Source organism: Burkholderia sp. Cy-637 (assembly GCF_011753175.1).
Classification (GTDB): Bacteria; Pseudomonadota; Gammaproteobacteria; order Burkholderiales; family Burkholderiaceae; genus Burkholderia; species Burkholderia gladioli.
Genome location: NZ_VWWC01000178.1, coordinates 1 through 14,366 on the forward strand (window position 1 = coordinate 1; position 14,366 = coordinate 14,366).

14 protein-coding genes and 2 pseudogenes are annotated in these 14,366 nt (G+C 66.6%); 10 read left to right on the forward strand and 6 right to left on the reverse strand.

Annotation, left to right across the window (positions count from 1 at the left end; translation table 11 throughout):
• A pseudogene (locus F3J10_RS29985) lies at positions 1-665 on the forward strand (sulfate adenylyltransferase); the annotation flags it as partial.
• 63 nt (positions 666-728) lie between these two features.
• Positions 729-950, forward strand: a pseudogene (locus F3J10_RS29990) (MbtH family NRPS accessory protein); the annotation flags it as partial.
• 227 nt (positions 951-1,177) lie between these two features.
• On the opposite strand, the gene F3J10_RS29995 reads toward F3J10_RS29990, so the two are convergent.
• A complete protein-coding gene (locus F3J10_RS29995; protein WP_167243617.1) occupies positions 1,178-2,104 on the reverse strand; it encodes a LysR family transcriptional regulator in 927 nt (308 codons plus the stop codon).
• A gap of 148 nt (positions 2,105-2,252) precedes the next feature.
• On the opposite strand from F3J10_RS29995, the gene F3J10_RS30000 reads away from it, so the two are divergent.
• Positions 2,253-2,645: a tautomerase family protein gene (locus F3J10_RS30000; protein ID WP_013697583.1), complete on the forward strand. Its 393-nt coding sequence runs from the start codon at positions 2,253-2,255 to the stop codon at positions 2,643-2,645.
• A gap of 120 nt (positions 2,646-2,765) precedes the next feature.
• On the opposite strand, the gene F3J10_RS30005 is transcribed toward F3J10_RS30000, so the two are convergent.
• Both F3J10_RS30005 and F3J10_RS30010 read right to left on the reverse strand, forming a co-directional pair.
• Positions 2,766-4,145 (reverse strand): NAD-dependent succinate-semialdehyde dehydrogenase, encoded by a 1,380-nt coding sequence (locus F3J10_RS30005; RefSeq protein WP_167243618.1) that lies wholly within the window; start codon positions 4,143-4,145, stop codon positions 2,766-2,768.
• A gap of 82 nt (positions 4,146-4,227) precedes the next feature.
• Positions 4,228-4,866 (reverse strand): TetR/AcrR family transcriptional regulator, encoded by a 639-nt coding sequence (locus tag F3J10_RS30010; RefSeq protein WP_167243619.1) that lies wholly within the window; start codon positions 4,864-4,866, stop codon positions 4,228-4,230.
• A gap of 166 nt (positions 4,867-5,032) precedes the next feature.
• On the opposite strand from F3J10_RS30010, the gene F3J10_RS30015 reads away from it, so the two are divergent.
• Genes F3J10_RS30015 through F3J10_RS30025 form a run of 3 tightly spaced genes read left to right on the forward strand, consistent with a single transcriptional unit; the run spans position 5,033 to position 8,302 of the window.
• Positions 5,033-5,650, forward strand: a complete 618-nt coding sequence (locus F3J10_RS30015; protein WP_167243620.1) for a molybdopterin-dependent oxidoreductase — start codon at positions 5,033-5,035, stop codon at positions 5,648-5,650.
• Between the two features lies 1 nt (position 5,651).
• Positions 5,652-6,458: a class I SAM-dependent methyltransferase gene (locus tag F3J10_RS30020; protein WP_167243621.1), complete on the forward strand. Its 807-nt coding sequence runs from the start codon at positions 5,652-5,654 to the stop codon at positions 6,456-6,458.
• On the forward strand, positions 6,455-8,302 hold the full coding sequence (locus tag F3J10_RS30025; RefSeq protein WP_167243622.1) for a hybrid sensor histidine kinase/response regulator: 1,848 nt from the start codon (positions 6,455-6,457) through the stop codon (positions 8,300-8,302). The genes F3J10_RS30020 and F3J10_RS30025 overlap by 4 nt, the downstream gene beginning before the upstream one ends.
• Before the next feature lie 31 nt (positions 8,303-8,333).
• Here F3J10_RS30025 and F3J10_RS30030 read toward each other — a convergent pair whose 3' ends face one another.
• Positions 8,334-9,194, reverse strand: coding sequence for a helix-turn-helix domain-containing protein (locus F3J10_RS30030; protein WP_167243623.1), 861 nt, complete (start codon positions 9,192-9,194; stop codon positions 8,334-8,336).
• A 165-nt stretch (positions 9,195-9,359) separates the two neighbouring features.
• Here F3J10_RS30030 and F3J10_RS30035 point away from each other — a divergent pair, with 165 nt between their 5' ends.
• Positions 9,360-10,349, forward strand: a complete 990-nt coding sequence (locus tag F3J10_RS30035) for a cell division protein FtsZ (RefSeq protein ID WP_167243624.1) — start codon at positions 9,360-9,362, stop codon at positions 10,347-10,349.
• Here the strand turns inward: F3J10_RS30035 and F3J10_RS30040 are convergent.
• A complete protein-coding gene (locus tag F3J10_RS30040; RefSeq protein WP_167232608.1) occupies positions 10,346-11,263 on the reverse strand; it encodes a LysR family transcriptional regulator in 918 nt (305 codons plus the stop codon). The two genes, F3J10_RS30035 and F3J10_RS30040, sit on opposite strands and share 4 nt — an antisense overlap.
• Positions 11,264-11,376: 113 nt before the next feature.
• Here F3J10_RS30040 and F3J10_RS30045 point away from each other — a divergent pair, with 113 nt between their 5' ends.
• Positions 11,377-12,111, forward strand: coding sequence for a glutamine amidotransferase (locus tag F3J10_RS30045; RefSeq protein ID WP_167243625.1), 735 nt, complete (start codon positions 11,377-11,379; stop codon positions 12,109-12,111).
• Between the two features lie 33 nt (positions 12,112-12,144).
• Here F3J10_RS30045 and F3J10_RS30050 read toward each other — a convergent pair whose 3' ends face one another.
• The gene (locus F3J10_RS30050) at positions 12,145-12,915 is read right to left on the reverse strand and encodes a DeoR/GlpR family DNA-binding transcription regulator (RefSeq protein WP_025100988.1); all 771 of its coding nucleotides are present in this window, start codon (positions 12,913-12,915) and stop codon (positions 12,145-12,147) included.
• A gap of 258 nt (positions 12,916-13,173) precedes the next feature.
• Between F3J10_RS30050 and F3J10_RS30055 the strand changes: the two genes are divergently transcribed.
• Positions 13,174-14,178, forward strand: coding sequence for a 2-keto-3-deoxygluconate permease (locus tag F3J10_RS30055; protein ID WP_167243626.1), 1,005 nt, complete (start codon positions 13,174-13,176; stop codon positions 14,176-14,178).
• Positions 14,175-14,366, forward strand: a 192-nt coding sequence (locus F3J10_RS30060) for a four-carbon acid sugar kinase family protein (protein ID WP_167243627.1), incomplete at its 3' end; no start/stop codon positions are given. The genes F3J10_RS30055 and F3J10_RS30060, both read left to right, overlap by 4 nt.

The window sequence follows — 14,366 nt, forward strand, 5'->3', positions numbered from 1 at the left end:
CGCTGCTCGACGTGCTGGAGACGCTGCCGGTGGCGATCGACGGCGGCGAGGCGCTGCGCTTCCCGGTGCAGTGGGTGGCGCGCCAGGACGGCAGCTCGGCCGACGATTTCCGCGGCTACATGGGCCGTGTCGAGGCGGGCGAGGTGAAGGTGGGCGACGAGATCGCGGTGCTGCCCTCGGGCCGCACGGCGACCGTGGCCGAGATCGTCGCGCCGGTGCCGGGCGGCACGGCTGCGGTGGAATCCGCCTTCGCGGGGCAGGCCGTCACGATCCGCTTCGCCGAGGACGTCGATGTCTCGCGCGGCGACGTGTTCGTGCCGAACGCGCAGCGCATCGAGCCGGCCAGGAAGCTGGAAGCCGATCTCTGCTGGTTCGACGAAACCCCGTTGTCGCCGCAACGCAAGTATCTGCTCAAGCAGACCACCAACACGGTGTTCACCAGGATCGGCGCGGTCAAGCAGGTGCTGGACGTGCATACGCTGTCGCACGCCAGCGACCGCCAGGACCTGAAGATGAACGACATCGGCCGGGTGGCGCTGACGCTGCAGAAGCCGATCGTCTGCGATACCTACGATGCGCATCCGGGCACGGGCGCGTTCGTGCTGATCGACGAGGCGACCCATCATACGGTCGCCGCCGGGATGATTCGCGCCTACTCGGCGTGAGTTGACGGCGCCGCCGCGCTCGCGGCGATATCCATCGCTTCATCTTGCTTTTCCAGGAGAACGATCATGGACGATTTGTATTTCGTCGTGCGAAACACTGAAGGGCATTATTCGGTATGGTTCGACGGCAGGAACCTGCCAGCGGGTTGGGAGGCGGTGGGCGAGCCCGCCAGCAAGCAGGCCTGCCTGCAGCGGATCGAGCAGCTTTGGACGGAGGCGGCGGCCGCCAGCGGCCGAGAACATCCCGGCCAGGATTCGGGCGTGGAGGCCGACCCTGCCGTGCAAGCAGGTCGTTATCCGGTGAGTGCCCCGAGCACCAGTTGCGAGCAGAGCGCAACCAGGCGTTCCGTCGCTGCCGAGTTGCCGGTTGCGCGATAGGCGATCGCGACATCGGGGATGGTTGCGTGTTCATCCAGCGAGAGGCACGCCACCCGGGTGACAGATTTCGGCATCGGCGCGATACCCGCCCGTCGATTCGATCACGTGTCGTGTTTGGACAGGCAGGGCGCTCCTCACCTCGACGCAGCGCCTTTCGCACCGCGCGCCGACTGCCCATCGAACGACGCCACGATCGACTCGCGCAACACCTCGACGGCCTGCCGGAGATTCCCCAGATAGCGTGGATGGACCAGCCAGAGGTCGATTGCGAGGGCAAAATCGCTGACTTCCACCACGCTCAGCTTGCGGTGCCATTTGCTGGCCTGCAGCACGTCGATCGGCACCAGGCCGAGGCCTAGGCCGCTGGCCACCAGTCGCAGTTGCATGTCGGTGCCGTAGGTATCGATGCTCAGCCTGACGGCTTGTCCCTTGTCCGTCATGGCGCGTTCCAGCGCCGCGCGATAGCCGCAACCATCAGGATTGAGGATCCATCCATGGGCGGCCAGCGCATGCATGTCGGTCCTGCGCGCGACCAGCGGCTGGTCCGCGCTCTGCACGACTTTCACGTCGAAGCGGGCGACCCGGTTGCCCGCCAGGCCGGCCGGCAACGCCGCTCCCGAGGGCAGTATCAGCATCGCGATATCGAGCGATCCGTCGTCCACCCGCTCCTGCAGTCTGGGGCTGCTGTCGGTGAGCAACTGCACCTCGAGTTCGGGAAATCGGCGCTTCATGCCAGTCACCGCATCGAACAGCACGATGTCCGTGACGGCCTGGGGCAGGCCGAAGCGCAAGGTCCCCGACGGCGGCGAATCCTCGTGGGCGATGTCCTGCAACTGCTCAAGCGCGCGCAAGACCGGCACCGCCTGTTCGTAGACGCGCTTGGCCAGTGCCGTCGGTAGCGGCGGCTTGGCATTGCGATCGAACAGCACGCCGCCCATCAATTCCTCGAGACGCTGGATGCGCTTGGAGATCGTCGATTGCGACACGCACAGGAGGTCGGCGGCGCGGGTCAGGGAGGCCGCGTCGACGACCGTGACGAAGGACTTCAGCTCATCGATCATTATTCCGTACCGTCATGTTTTCCATGAATATCATTCGCTTGAGGAAACGCAAGCGCCAGCCTACGCTTATGCATCGTTTTGCGCCAGTGCCCTGTTTGCCGGGCGCGATGACCTCACGAGGCTTGCCGCCTCACACCAGGAGAATGAAATGCCCCTCGTCCGTATCGATCTGTCGAAGTCCGCATCGCCCGAAGTCGTCGCCGCCGTGAGCGAGACGGTGTATGAGGCGATGGTCAATATCGCCAACGTGCCGGAGCACGACAAGTTCCAGATCATTTCGCGCCACGCGCCGGACGAGCTCGTTTATCCGGCCGAAGGTTATCTCGGCGTGGATTACACCCCGGGCATCGTTTTCATCCAGGTGACCTGGAATGCCGGGCGCACCGTCGAGGTCAAGAAGGCGTTTTATCGTGCCATCGCGGATGGCATCCACGCCAAGGTCGGCGTGCGCAAGGAGGACGTCTGGATCAGCCTGGTCGATGTCGCGCGCGAGGACTGGTCGTTCGGCAATGGCGAGATGCAATACGCGCCGAAGGCGTGATGGCGTGCCGGGGCGAGCCCGGCACGAGGCCTGGCGATACCCGGGCCCGTCAGCCCGGGATCGAGGCTGGATCGCCGGAGGCGGCGACCTGCATGCCGTCTCCGGCGATCGATACTTGTCTCAAGCCCCGGCGTTGGCGACGAGAACCAGCTTCTGGTTGACGAACTCCTTGATGCCGAGCTCGGACAGCTCGCGGCCGTAGCCTGAGCGCTTCACGCCGCCGAAGGGCAGCTCGGGGGCGGTGCTGGCGAAGCTGTTGATCCAGACCGCACCGGTCTCGATGCGCGAGGCCAGCGACTTGGCGCGTTCGATGTTCCGCGAGAACACCGCGCCCGCCAGGCCGTAGCGCGAGTCGTTGGCCAGTTCGACCGCCTCGTCGTCGTTCTTCACGACATACACCTGGGCGACCGGGCCGAAGAACTCCTCGAAGTAGGCCGGGTTGTCGCGAGCGACATGGGTCAGGATGGTCGGCTCGAAGAAGTTGCCCTTGCCTTCGAGTGCCTTGCCGCCCAGGTGCAGCGTGGCGCCATGCGCCAGCGCGCGCTCGACCTGCCGCGATAGTCCCTTTACGGCCTCGGCGGACGACAGCGGTCCCAGCCTGGTGCTTTCGTCGAGCGGATCTCCGATCTTCACGGCCGCCATCGCCGCGGTGAACTTCTCGAGGAACTGGTCGGCGATGTTCTCGTGCAGCACGAAGCGCTTGGCGCAGATGCATTCCTGGCCCGAGATGTGGAGGCGCGAGAAGACGCCGATCTCGACGGCTTTTTCCAGGTCCGCGTCGTCGAGCACGACGAACACGTCGTTGCCGCCCATCTCCAGCGTCGACTTCTTCAGGTACTTGCCGGCCTGGGCCGCGATGGCGCTGCCGGCGCCTTCCGAGCCCGTCATCGCGGCGCCCTGGATGCGATCGTCCGCGATGATGTCGGCAACCTGGCCGGCGGTAATGAAGAGGTTCTTCCAGGCGCCTTCCGGCGCGCCGGCTTCGTTGACCAAGGCCTCGAACACGCTCGCGCAGCGCGGCACGATGCTGGCGTGCTTGGCGAGCACCGGGTTGCCGGCCGCGATGGCCGGCGCGAATACGCGCATCAGCTGGTAGTAGGGGAAATTCCAGGGCTCGACCGCGAGCAGGACACCGATGGGATGATGCTCGACCCAGGCATCGCCGAGCCGCGAGTCGATCTTCACCGGTGCCAGGAACCGCTCGGCGTTGCGCGCATAGAAACGCGCGATCTCGGCGATGATCCACACCTCGTCGCGCGCGTCGCCGATCAGCTTGCCCATTTCCATCGTCGCGATGCGGGCCAGTTCCTCCTTGCGCGCGTCGATCAGGTCGGCGAGGCGTTCCAGTACCTGCAGGCGCGGCTCGATGGGGCCTTTCGACCATGCCGACTTGTACAGTCGATGCGCCGCGCTCAGCGCGGCCTCGATGTCGGCGTCGGTGTGGTTCGGATAGGTCTCGACCAGTTCGTTGGTGGTGGGGTTGATGGTTTGATAAGGCATGGAAAGCTCCATTCGTTCTTGGGTAAATAAAACGCACTGCTAATAAAAAAGGGTTGAGCCGTTGATCGACAGGAGCGGGTCGCTACCTGGAAGCGGCCAGCGAGACGCTGTCGGCTGTGCTCGATCGCGGCCGAAGAAGGTGGCGCGTGATCGATGCCGCATTCTCGAAAGGCAGGCGGCTACGTGAGATCTTCGCCATGATGCTGGCGCCCAGCCATGTTTGATAAAGCGTCAGGGCGACGTCCGGCGGCGCCTCGCGCACGTCCAGCGAGCCTTCGGCGATGCCCAGGCGAATCGCCTCGGCGAGGCGCTCGACGAGCCTGTCCGTGCCGCGCTCGAGCGCCAGTCTCGTGGATTCGGAGATGTCGGCAAGCTCGGCGCCGAGCTTGACCACCAGGCATTTCATGCCGGCATCCGGCTCCATCTGGCGATCGGCCCAGCCTTGCCAGTAACGCACCAGCCGATCGCCCATGCCGGGGTCGCCTGCCGTCAGCAGGCAGCCCATGTCGGCCAGCGAGGCTTCGAAGTACGCATCGAGCAGTGCCTCGCCAAACGCGTCCTTCGAGGCGAAATAGTGGTAGAACGAGCCTTTCGGCACCGAGGCGGCATGCAGTACCTCGTTGAGGCCGACCGCGGAAAACCCCTTGCTCGCCATCAATCCCTGGGCCGCGTCGAGGATCCGCTGCCGGGTTTCGCCGGTTCGACACATCTTGTTCGTCATCGCCGAGGTTTCCTGAATAGACCAGTCGCTTGCGTCGTCAGGCAAATCTTGGCTCGGAGCTCAGGCGGGCAGCAATGTCATATCTGCAATGATTCGAGACAGCGCGTGTCGCTCCGCGCATGGGCGATGCGTGGGCCGCGACGGCAGGCAGCGGGCCGACACCCGGATGTGCGATCATCCCTTGCCTGGGCGAGCCCGGCCGGTCTGGCTCGCCCAGGCCGGCCGGATCTCGCCGATCAATCGCAGGAACACCCTTGGAGGCCCCGTGCTTGTCCACAGCCCGCTTCGAGTCGGAAGCCTCGCCATCGCGGTCCTGGTCGCGAGCCTGCCGTTCGCCCGACCGGCGGCGGCGAAGCTCCCGCCCTTGTCCCTGGACGTGTACCAGCGAACCCCGTCGGGCGAGCAGGGCAAGCTGTTGCACCATTTTTCCGCGGAAGAACTGGGTGCGATGCCGCAATACACGATCATCACCTCCACGCCGTGGACGGCGAGATCGACATTCGTGGGCGTGCGGGTGGAGGATATTCTGAAGAAGGTGGGGGTCGCGAGCGGCACCTTCAGGCTGGCGGCTTACGACGGCTTCATTTCTCAAACCATCTACGTATCGGACGTCATGAAATATCATCCGATCTTCGCGACGTCGATGAATGGCGAGCAACTCCAGATCAGGAACTTCGGCCCGATCTTCACGATATTCCCGCGCGATCTGCACCCCGACGTGTTCAACAACTACCGGTTCGAGGCGAGTTTTGCCCGGCAGATCAAGGCACTGGAGGTCGACTGAGATGGATGCACAGAGTGCTCGGCCGCCGGGATCCACGCCGTGCAAGATCTGCGGCGCTCGCGCGGCATGGTTCGGGACGGCGAACTTCAACAAGAATTGCGAGGAGCGGCGAGGCTTGATCCTGCCTCCCCATGCCGAATTCGTGACGTATTTCAAGTGTGAAAACTGCGCGACGATCTTCACGACGGATTTCGACCACTGGAGCCGTGAGGATTTCGCCCGGAACATCTACAACGAGGAATACGCGCTCATCGATGTCGACGTGCTCGATACGCGACCTAGGCAGAATGCCAGGCTCATTGCCGACCTGGTGACCGACCGGGAGGTATCGATCCTGGACTATGGCGGCCATGCGGGCCATCTGAGCTGGATGCTCGCGCAGAAGGGTTTCTGCGCCGACAGTTGGGATCCTTTTTCGAATCCCGTGGCGGTACGCAATGGCTACGATCTCATCGCCTCCTTCGAGGTGCTCGAGCACAGCACCGATCCGATCGGCACCGTGTCCGACATGGCGAGCAAGCTGGAGGACGGTGGCGCGATCCTGTTTTCGACCTACGCGCTGGATTTCGAGCCCGATGCCTCGATCGATCACTGGTACATCTCGCCTCGCAACGGGCACGTGACCATTCATTCACGCCAGGGCCTGCGGATCCTGTTCGCGAAATTCGACATGCGAATCCATCACTATTCCCGAGGTCTTCACCTGGCCGTCCGCGAAGGCCGGGCCGTCCCGCCGTGGCTCACGCGCGAGCCGGTCGCCTGGATCGCGGTGCCGGGCGAGGTCCTGCACGCGCCGGATCGATCGTGACGAAGAACCTGTTCCAGACCCGGCGCTCCGGCCTGAGGTCGATCGGGATCCACGGCTCGCCGAGGTTCGCGATCCTGTCGATCGCCGCGATCATCATCGTCTCGGTCGTTTTCTGGACCTACTCGGCGCTGTCCTGGTTGAATCCGAGAGGCGTCTACGCGCTGACCGGGCCGCAGGAGAACTATTACTGGGGGCCGGCCCAGTTCGAAATAAAACTGGAGGAGTTCAAGGGCGACCTGGTCCAGTATGCTTTCGCCGGGACCGTCGATTTCGATGCCCTGGAACTGTCCTACAACATCCTGCTGTCGAAGTATTTCATCCTGGCGGTGACGGGAGATGCCACCCGCTCGGCCATGGCCGTGCCCGAATATCGAGCCGCCCTGGCCGACCTGCGCCCGCCGCTGTACAGCCTCTCGCCGTTCTTCGAGCGCCAGCGCATATCCCGGCAGGACGCGGTCGCGATCCTGGCGACCCTCAATGCGATGGCGCCCGACGTCAGCCGCCTGGTGCACAGCATCGGCGATGCGGAAATCCTGCGGCGCCAGTTGGCGATCGACGATTTCAAGAGCAAGCAGTTCTTCTTCCTGAAGCTCAGCACCGGCCTGGTGGCCATCATCCTGGTCGGATTCGTCGGGCTGCTCTGGCTGCTGCGGCAGTTGCGGGCGAATATCCGGCGCGAAAGCGAGCTGCGCGAAGTCAAGGCTGCCTTCCTGGGGATGGTCGGGCATGAACTGCGTTCGCCCTTGCAGGTGGTGACCTCGGTGATCGACAACCTGATGCACGAGGAACTCACGCGCTCGGCGATGAAGGGCGTGTTCGCGCTGGAGCGGGCCGCGCAGGCCATCGATATCCAGCTGAGGGATATCACCGACTTCGCGCTGTTGGGAACCAGCCGCCTGAAGATCGTCAAGGGCTGGTTCCGGATGTCGGAAGTGCTCGGGGTGACGCTGGAATCGCAGCGCGAGTTGTCGATGAAGAAGGGCATCGCAATCGAGGTGAAATTCAGCGAGCATTTCCCATTGATTTTCTCCGACGAGAATCGGGTGCAGCAGATCGTCACGAACCTGGTATCCAACGCCATCAAATATTCCGAAGCCGGCCCGGTGCGGGTTTCCATCACGGCTATCCCGCGCGGCAGCCGCTCCGGTGGCGAGGCTCGCTACGATCTCGTGATCCAGGTCCGGGATCAGGGCGTGGGGATCAGCCAGTCGGACCAGGCGCAGATATTCAAGCCGTTCGTGCGCCTGGCCGACGGGCGGGCGAACCAGGTGCCGGGGATCGGGATGGGCCTGGCGATCGTGGGCGAGATCGTCGGTCTGCTCGATGGCAGGATCGCCATCGACAGCCGGCCCGGGGCGGGTTCGGAATTCACCGTGTCGCTTCCCTGCGAGGGGCGGCCGGATCGCGAGCCGTCCCTGGAGCAGCGGCGCCCGGGCAAGCCGAGCCATTCGATGGATATCGCGTGGCTGCGCCGCGTGCTGGTGGTGGACGACAATCCCGAGATCGTGGAAACGCTGGTCTCGGTGTTCGAATCATATGGGGTGGATGTCGATGGCGTCAGCTCGGCGCAGGACGCGCAACGGCAACTGGCAGCGAAGCGTTATCAGGTCGTCGTGTGCGACATCCAGATGCCGGAGATGAGCGGCTTCGAATTGCTCGAGCACACGCGCCGCATCGGGCTGATCGACAACGACACCATCGTCGTCGCGCTGAGCGCCTACAGCCCCCTGCTGTTCGACAAGGGGGACAAGGGCATGTTCGACGTGTTCCTGAGCAAGCCCCTGCGCGCCAGCGACCTGTTCTCCTCGCTGTCGAAAGCGGCCAGGGCCAAGGGCCTGCATTGACCCGGGCGCGTCGCGCGTGCGGCTGGCGCGCCTAGTCGCGCCGCTGGTTCAGCCGGCGATTGAGGTCGGCGACCAGCCAGGGAAGGCGCAGCGGTTTCTCGAGTGCCGAGATGTCGTATTTCTGGATGATTTCCGCCATCTCGACCTCGCTGGCCTCGCCGGTGGCGATCTTGCCCGTCAGCAGGTAGACGAGCGGGGCAGGGGCGCCGGAAATGATTTCCTCGATCGGGTAGCGTGCGGTGATGCCGTCGAGCAGCCAGTCGATGATGATGGCGTCGAAGCTCGCCGATTTCAGCTCGGCCAGGAAGCTGCGATAGCTCGTGTAGCCCTTCGCGATGAAACCGGTCCGGTTCAGGTAGCTGCAGATCTGTTCGGTGATGGCGGGATCGTCATCCACCACGGCAACCGCCGGATCGCTGATTTCCCGAACCTGGATCGAGATCCGGTAGACCTCGAATTTCTCACCCGGCGGCGCCGCGTCGCGCGGGAACACATGCCATCGGTCGCCGCTCATGATCGCGACGAACTCCGGGCTTCGGTTCGCCGAGAGCCTGCCGCCGATCTCGGCCTGGCATTCATAGTCCCTGCCGCCGATCGTCAGGGATGCCCTGGCCACGCCATCGGGCGATTCGGCTTCGCTGCCCTGCGAGGCGTCGTCGGCCACCAACTGGGCCGCCGATTCTCCATATTCGGCGGCTACCGCGCGAAGCTGGAGGATCGTCCAGGGATTCTCGCCCTTGATCTTGCGAAGTGCCTGAGAGTAGCTGAGCCCCAGAATTCTTTGTATTTCGGTGGCGTACTGACGCTTCGCGACACCTTGCGATTCCAGTAGCTGCCTGACGCGCTGCGCGATGGAACCTGCGTCGTCGGGCCCGTCTTGATTCTCCAGCATTGACTCTCCAGGGATGGGTGGCTGAGCGATCTTCCCACAAGGTGCCGTTCCTGTCTCTCATCTTGCATGCCGTGCTCGAATTATCCGAATAAGAGCGCACGTCAAGCTTTTTTGATATCAAAGTGCGCTTGACATGCGCTTTTACTCCGGAGAACAATGTGCGCCATGCGCGTTTCTCAAAAAGCGATGCTCGCTCCGATTTCCGGCTCGTGGCGTGAGGACGTTCGACAGCAATCCACGGCCCGCTTCGAGGCCTTCCGAGGAAACACCACGATGTCATCATGCAACGAGAGCGCGGGAGACCAATCGTGCTGCGGGTCGTCGGTGATACCCATGCCGCGCGAGCCGCACGAGCCTGCCGGGGTGTCGGCGATCGACCTGGCCGGCGTTGGCCGCATCGGCGCGGCCATCGCGAGCGCCCTGCAACGTCGCATGGATTCGCGCGGCCTGGAACGGCTGGAGCGCGAGGGGGCGGGATGGTGGCAGCGGGCGGCGCGCGAGCTGCCCGCGGGGGAGGGAGCAGGCGATCGTGCCGGCGCCGATCTGCGCTTCCTGTTCATCTCGGCAACCGAGCCCGGTGCCCTCGAACTGGCAGAGCGCGCGAGCGCTGCCGCGCGGGCCGGCGGTGCCCGCGTGGTGGCCATCGTGATGTATCCACCGCTGCCCGATCGGGCAGCGGTACAGCAGGCCACCGCGAAGCTGGCCGCCGAGGTCGACGCCATCGTCGTGATGCCCGACTATCCTCACCTGACGCTGCTCGACTGCATCGTGCGCGCCTATCGCGCTGCGGTCGGCGAGCGGCCGACGCGCGCGAGCGCCTCGGCCATGCCGGCCGGCAGCGAATTCCTGGACTTGCGCTCGGCATTCCACGGCGCGGGACGCGCCTCGCTGGGCAGCGGGCTGGCATCGGGCCCGGAGCGCATCCTCGATGCGGCGACGGACGCGGTGGACGAGCTCGGCGACATCGCGCTTCACGCGGCATCGGGCATCCTGGTGATCGTCGCCGGCGCCGAGACGCTGCGGCTCGCCGAGGTCGCCTCCGCGCTGTACCAGGTGCATGCCCGCACCCGCGGCGACGCGCAGGCGGTGCTGGCCGCGCACTATGACGAGCGCATGGGCCATGCCGTGCGCGTGATCGTGGTCGCCGCAAGCTAGCCGGGCTGCCCGATGCGCCCGGCGATGAAGGCGAGGAAGCTGCGGATCTTGGGCGCGGTATGGCGGCTCGGCGAGCAGAACGCCCAGGCATCGCCGTAGTAGTTGGTCTTGAACAGCCAATCCGGCAGGACCTGCTCGACGCGGCCGTCCTCGAGCGCGGCGGCGGCCACGAAGCGCGGCACGCCGCCGATGCCGAGATCGGCCAGCACCGCCTCCAGCCGCACGCCGGAATGATTGGCGACGTACCGGCCGCGCACGTCGACCGCCACCGTGCCTCCCCCTCGCTCGAAGCGCCAGCGCGTGTCGACCGGGTCCTCGCTGAGCGTGATGCAGCCGTGCGCGGCCAGCTCGCGCGGATGCGCGGGCCGGCCGTGCCGCGCCAGGTAGGCCGGCGTCGCGCATACCACGTGCTCGATGCGCATCAGCTTCCTGCCGACCAGGCCCGGCGGCGGATCGTCGGTGATCCGAAACACGATGTCGACCTGGTCGTCGACCGGATCGAGCTGGCGGTCGTCGAGCTTCAGCACCACGTCGACGGCGGGATGCGCCGCCAGGAAATCGGGAATGTTGGGGTGGATCAGGAAGCGGCCCAGCGCGCGCGGCGCGCTGATCCGGATCGTGCCGGCCGGCTCGGCCGAGCGGCGTTCGGCCAGCGACATCACCGCCTTCGCGGCGGCCACCAGCTCGCCGGCATGGCGCAACACCTCCAGGCCCTCGTCGCTGAGCCGCAGCTTGCGCGTGCTGCGCAGGATCAGCCGCGTGCCGAGCGCACGCTCCAGCCGCGCGATCGAGCGGCTCACCGCCGAGGGCGTCGAGCCGAGCCGGCGCGCGGCCTCGGAGAAGCTGCCGGCTTCCGCGACCTTGACGAAGGTCGCCATCTCGTCCATCAGCGGCGGAATCTGATTTGTGCTCACGGGGAACAGGTCCTTGCTCGGTCGCGCGTATTATCGGCCGGCGCCCGGCTGCGTACAATCGGCGCACCCGATTCACTGCGGATTCTCTGCCGATTCCCTGCCGACTTCCCTCGATGAACAAACCGATCCTGATCGTCATCACCGGCGAGACCTTCGCCTCGATTAGCGCGGCCCACGGCGATTTCGTCGACTGGATCGAGGCGGGCCTCGCCGCGAGCCCGCTGCCCGGCCTCGCGATCGAGCGCTTCGACGCGCGCGGCGAGGCTGCCTTGCCGGATGCGGACGACTACGCCGGCATCGTGCTGACCGGCTCGCATGCGATGGTGACGGCGCGGGAGCCCTGGAGCGAACGGCTCGGGCATTGGCTGGCCGATTGCGCGGCGCGGGGCGTCACGCCGATGCTGGGGATCTGCTACGGGCATCAGCTGCTGGCCCAGGCGCTCGGCGGCGAGGTGGGCGATCGCCGCGACCGGCGCTTCGAGATCGGCACGGTGTCGATCGGGCAGCGCGCCGAGGCGGCGGGTGATCCGCTGTTCGCGGCGCTGCCCGCGCGCTTCGACGCGCAGGTGGTGCATTACCAGTCCGTGCATCGGCTGCCGCCGGGCGCGCGCCTGCTGGCCGCCAGCGACACCGATCCCTGCCAGGCGTTCCGCCATGGGCAGGCCTGCTGGGGCGTGCAGTTCCACCCTGAATTCCCGCTGCCGGCGATCGAGCAGTACCTCGCGATCCTGCGCGCGCAGCCGGGCGCGCACGGCGCCGATGCCTTGCCGCCGCAAGTGCGCCTGGCATCCACGCCCGAGGCATTCGCCTTGCTCGCGCGCTTCGCGCGTTTGTGCCTGCCGGCCTGAACGCGCCGGGCGCCGGGGCTCGGCGCTACCGCTTCACGCTTCCCGCGCCGCGCATTCCACCGTCACCTCCTCGTGCTGCGCGAAACGCGCGAGCAGGGCCGGGTCGGCCTGCGCGTCGGTGAGCAGGGTCCAGCGGCGCGCCAGCGGCGTCCAGTGCTGCTGGCTGGCGCGCTCGAGCTTGTTCGAGGTCACCAGCACCAGCACCTGGGCCGCCTGCGCGGCGATGCATTCCTTCAGGAAGGCCTGCTCGGCCGAGGCCTCGCACAGGCCGCGGCCGGCCACCACGCCGTCGGCGCCGAGGAAGGCCTTGTCGAAGCTCACGCGCGACAGCGCCAACTGCGCGATCGGTCCGAGCGTGCTCATGCTCGAGGGCCGCACGTCGCCGCCGATCAGGGTCACGCGCAGTTCCGCCGCGGCCAGCGTGGCCAGCGCCAGCAGGTTGTTGGTCACCACGTGGATGTCGCGGCGCCCGGCCAGGCAGCGCGCCAGCGCCGCGGTGGTGGTGCCGCCGTCGAGGAAGATCGTGTCGCCGTCCTGCACGTGCCGCGCGGCCGCGCGCGCGATCGCCGCCTTCTGCTCGCGAAAGCTCTCGCGCCGTGTGTCGAGCGATTCCTCGGGCTCGTGCGCGCCCACCGAGGCGGCGCCGCCGTAGGTGCGCAGGATGCGGCCTTCGTCGGCCAGCGCGCGCAGGTCCCGGCGCACGGTGGCCTCGGACATGCCGAAATGCTCGCAGAGCGCGGCCACGTCGTTCATGCCGGACAGCACGGCCTTGAGCATCGCCTCGCGGCGTTTCTCGACTTTCATGAAGCTCCTGTGTGGTGTGGCGATGGCGAGCGCCAGTGTAGCGGAGCCGCCGCCGGCGCCGTTTGCCCGGCGGGGCCGGACCGGCACGCGCGCCGCTTGATCGATGTGCGCACTCTGGCGCTGTTTTTTGATCGATTCGATCAGGGTATTCCCGTGTGAACCCGAGATTGCGACAAATTGAGGCAGCCGTTACACTCCGATCTGATCGAATCGATCAAATTATGATCGATTCAAACAAAACTGCCAGCGGAGACAGGGATGGCCCAGATTCACATCAAGCGCGCCGTGGAGCGCGTGCCCGGCGGGATGATGATCGTCCCCTTGCTGATCGGCTCGCTGATCGCCACCTTCCTGCCGGACATGCCGAAGTTCTTCGGCTCGTTCACCAACGCGCTGTTCACCGGCTCGCTGCCGATTCTCGCGGTGTTCTACGTCTGCATGGGCGCGAGCATCGACGTGAAGGCCACGCCCTACCTGCTGCGCAAGGGCGGCGCGCTGTTCGTCACCAAGGTCGGCACCGCGATCGTGGCGGGCGTGGTGCTGGGCCACTTCCTCGGCGAGCAGCCGGTCTCGTCGGGCCTGTTCGCGGGCATTTCCACGCTGGCCGTGGTGGCCGCCATGAACGACACCAACGGCGGCCTCTACATGGCCCTGATGGGCCAGTACGGCCGCTCGGAGGACGTCGGCGCCTACACCATCATGTCGCTCGAGTCGGGCCCGTTCCTGACCATGGTGACGCTGGGCGTGGCCGGCCTCTCGGCGTTTCCCTGGCCGACCCTGGTGGGCAGCATCCTGCCGCTGGCGATCGGCATGCTGCTCGGCAACCTCGATCGCGAGATGCGCGCCTTCCTCGGCCGCGCGGTGCCGGTGATGATCCCGTTCTTCGCCCTGGCGCTGGGCGCCGGCCTCGACCTGCACAAGGTCTGGCAGGCCGGCCTGCTGGGCATCGTGCTGGGCGTGGCGGTGGTGATCGTGACGGGCGTGCCGCTGTTTTTCGCCGACCGGCTCACCGGCGGCACCGGCGTGGCCGGCGTGGCGGCGGCCAATACCGCGGGCAACGCGGCGGCGGTGCCGGCGCTGATCGCCGCGGCCAACCCGGTGTACACCGAGGCGGCCAGGACCGCCACGCTGTTGGTGGCGGCCTGCGTGGTGGTGACCGCGATCGTCTCGCCGATCCTGACCGCCTCGGTGGCCAAACGCGTGGGCGGCAAGTCCGGCGCGGCGAGCCAGGATGGCGGCGAGGCCGGCGAGGGCGCGCGATGAGGGCCTCGGGACTGCTGATCGTGGCCGACGACTTGTCGGGCGCGGCCGATTGCGCGATCGCCTTCGCGGCGGCGGGGCGGCGCACCGTGGTCTCGCTCGACGCGAGCGCGCCGGCGCGGCCGGCGGCGGTGCTCGCGATCGACACCGATACGCGCCGGCTGGCCCCGGCCGAGGCGGCGCGGCGCGCG

Excerpts from the sequence above, each read along its gene's own strand:
- F3J10_RS29995 (WP_167243617.1), bottom strand. The coding sequence starts at position 2,104 with ATGATCGATGAGCTGAAGTCCTTCGTCACGGTCGTCGACGCGGCCTCC.
- F3J10_RS30020 (WP_167243621.1), top strand. The coding sequence starts at position 5,652 with ATGGATGCACAGAGTGCTCGGCCGCCGGGATCCACGCCGTGCAAGATC.
- F3J10_RS30045 (WP_167243625.1), top strand. The coding sequence starts at position 11,377 with ATGAACAAACCGATCCTGATCGTCATCACCGGCGAGACCTTCGCCTCG.
- F3J10_RS30055 (WP_167243626.1), top strand. The coding sequence starts at position 13,174 with ATGGCCCAGATTCACATCAAGCGCGCCGTGGAGCGCGTGCCCGGCGGG.
- F3J10_RS30050 (WP_025100988.1), bottom strand. The coding sequence starts at position 12,915 with ATGAAAGTCGAGAAACGCCGCGAGGCGATGCTCAAGGCCGTGCTGTCC.
- F3J10_RS30010 (WP_167243619.1), bottom strand. The coding sequence starts at position 4,866 with ATGACGAACAAGATGTGTCGAACCGGCGAAACCCGGCAGCGGATCCTC.
- F3J10_RS30005 (WP_167243618.1), bottom strand. The coding sequence starts at position 4,145 with ATGCCTTATCAAACCATCAACCCCACCACCAACGAACTGGTCGAGACC.
- F3J10_RS30000 (WP_013697583.1), top strand. The coding sequence starts at position 2,253 with ATGCCCCTCGTCCGTATCGATCTGTCGAAGTCCGCATCGCCCGAAGTC.
- F3J10_RS30035 (WP_167243624.1), top strand. The coding sequence starts at position 9,360 with ATGCGCGTTTCTCAAAAAGCGATGCTCGCTCCGATTTCCGGCTCGTGG.
- F3J10_RS30030 (WP_167243623.1), bottom strand. The coding sequence starts at position 9,194 with ATGCTGGAGAATCAAGACGGGCCCGACGACGCAGGTTCCATCGCGCAG.
- F3J10_RS30015 (WP_167243620.1), top strand. The coding sequence starts at position 5,033 with ATGTGCGATCATCCCTTGCCTGGGCGAGCCCGGCCGGTCTGGCTCGCC.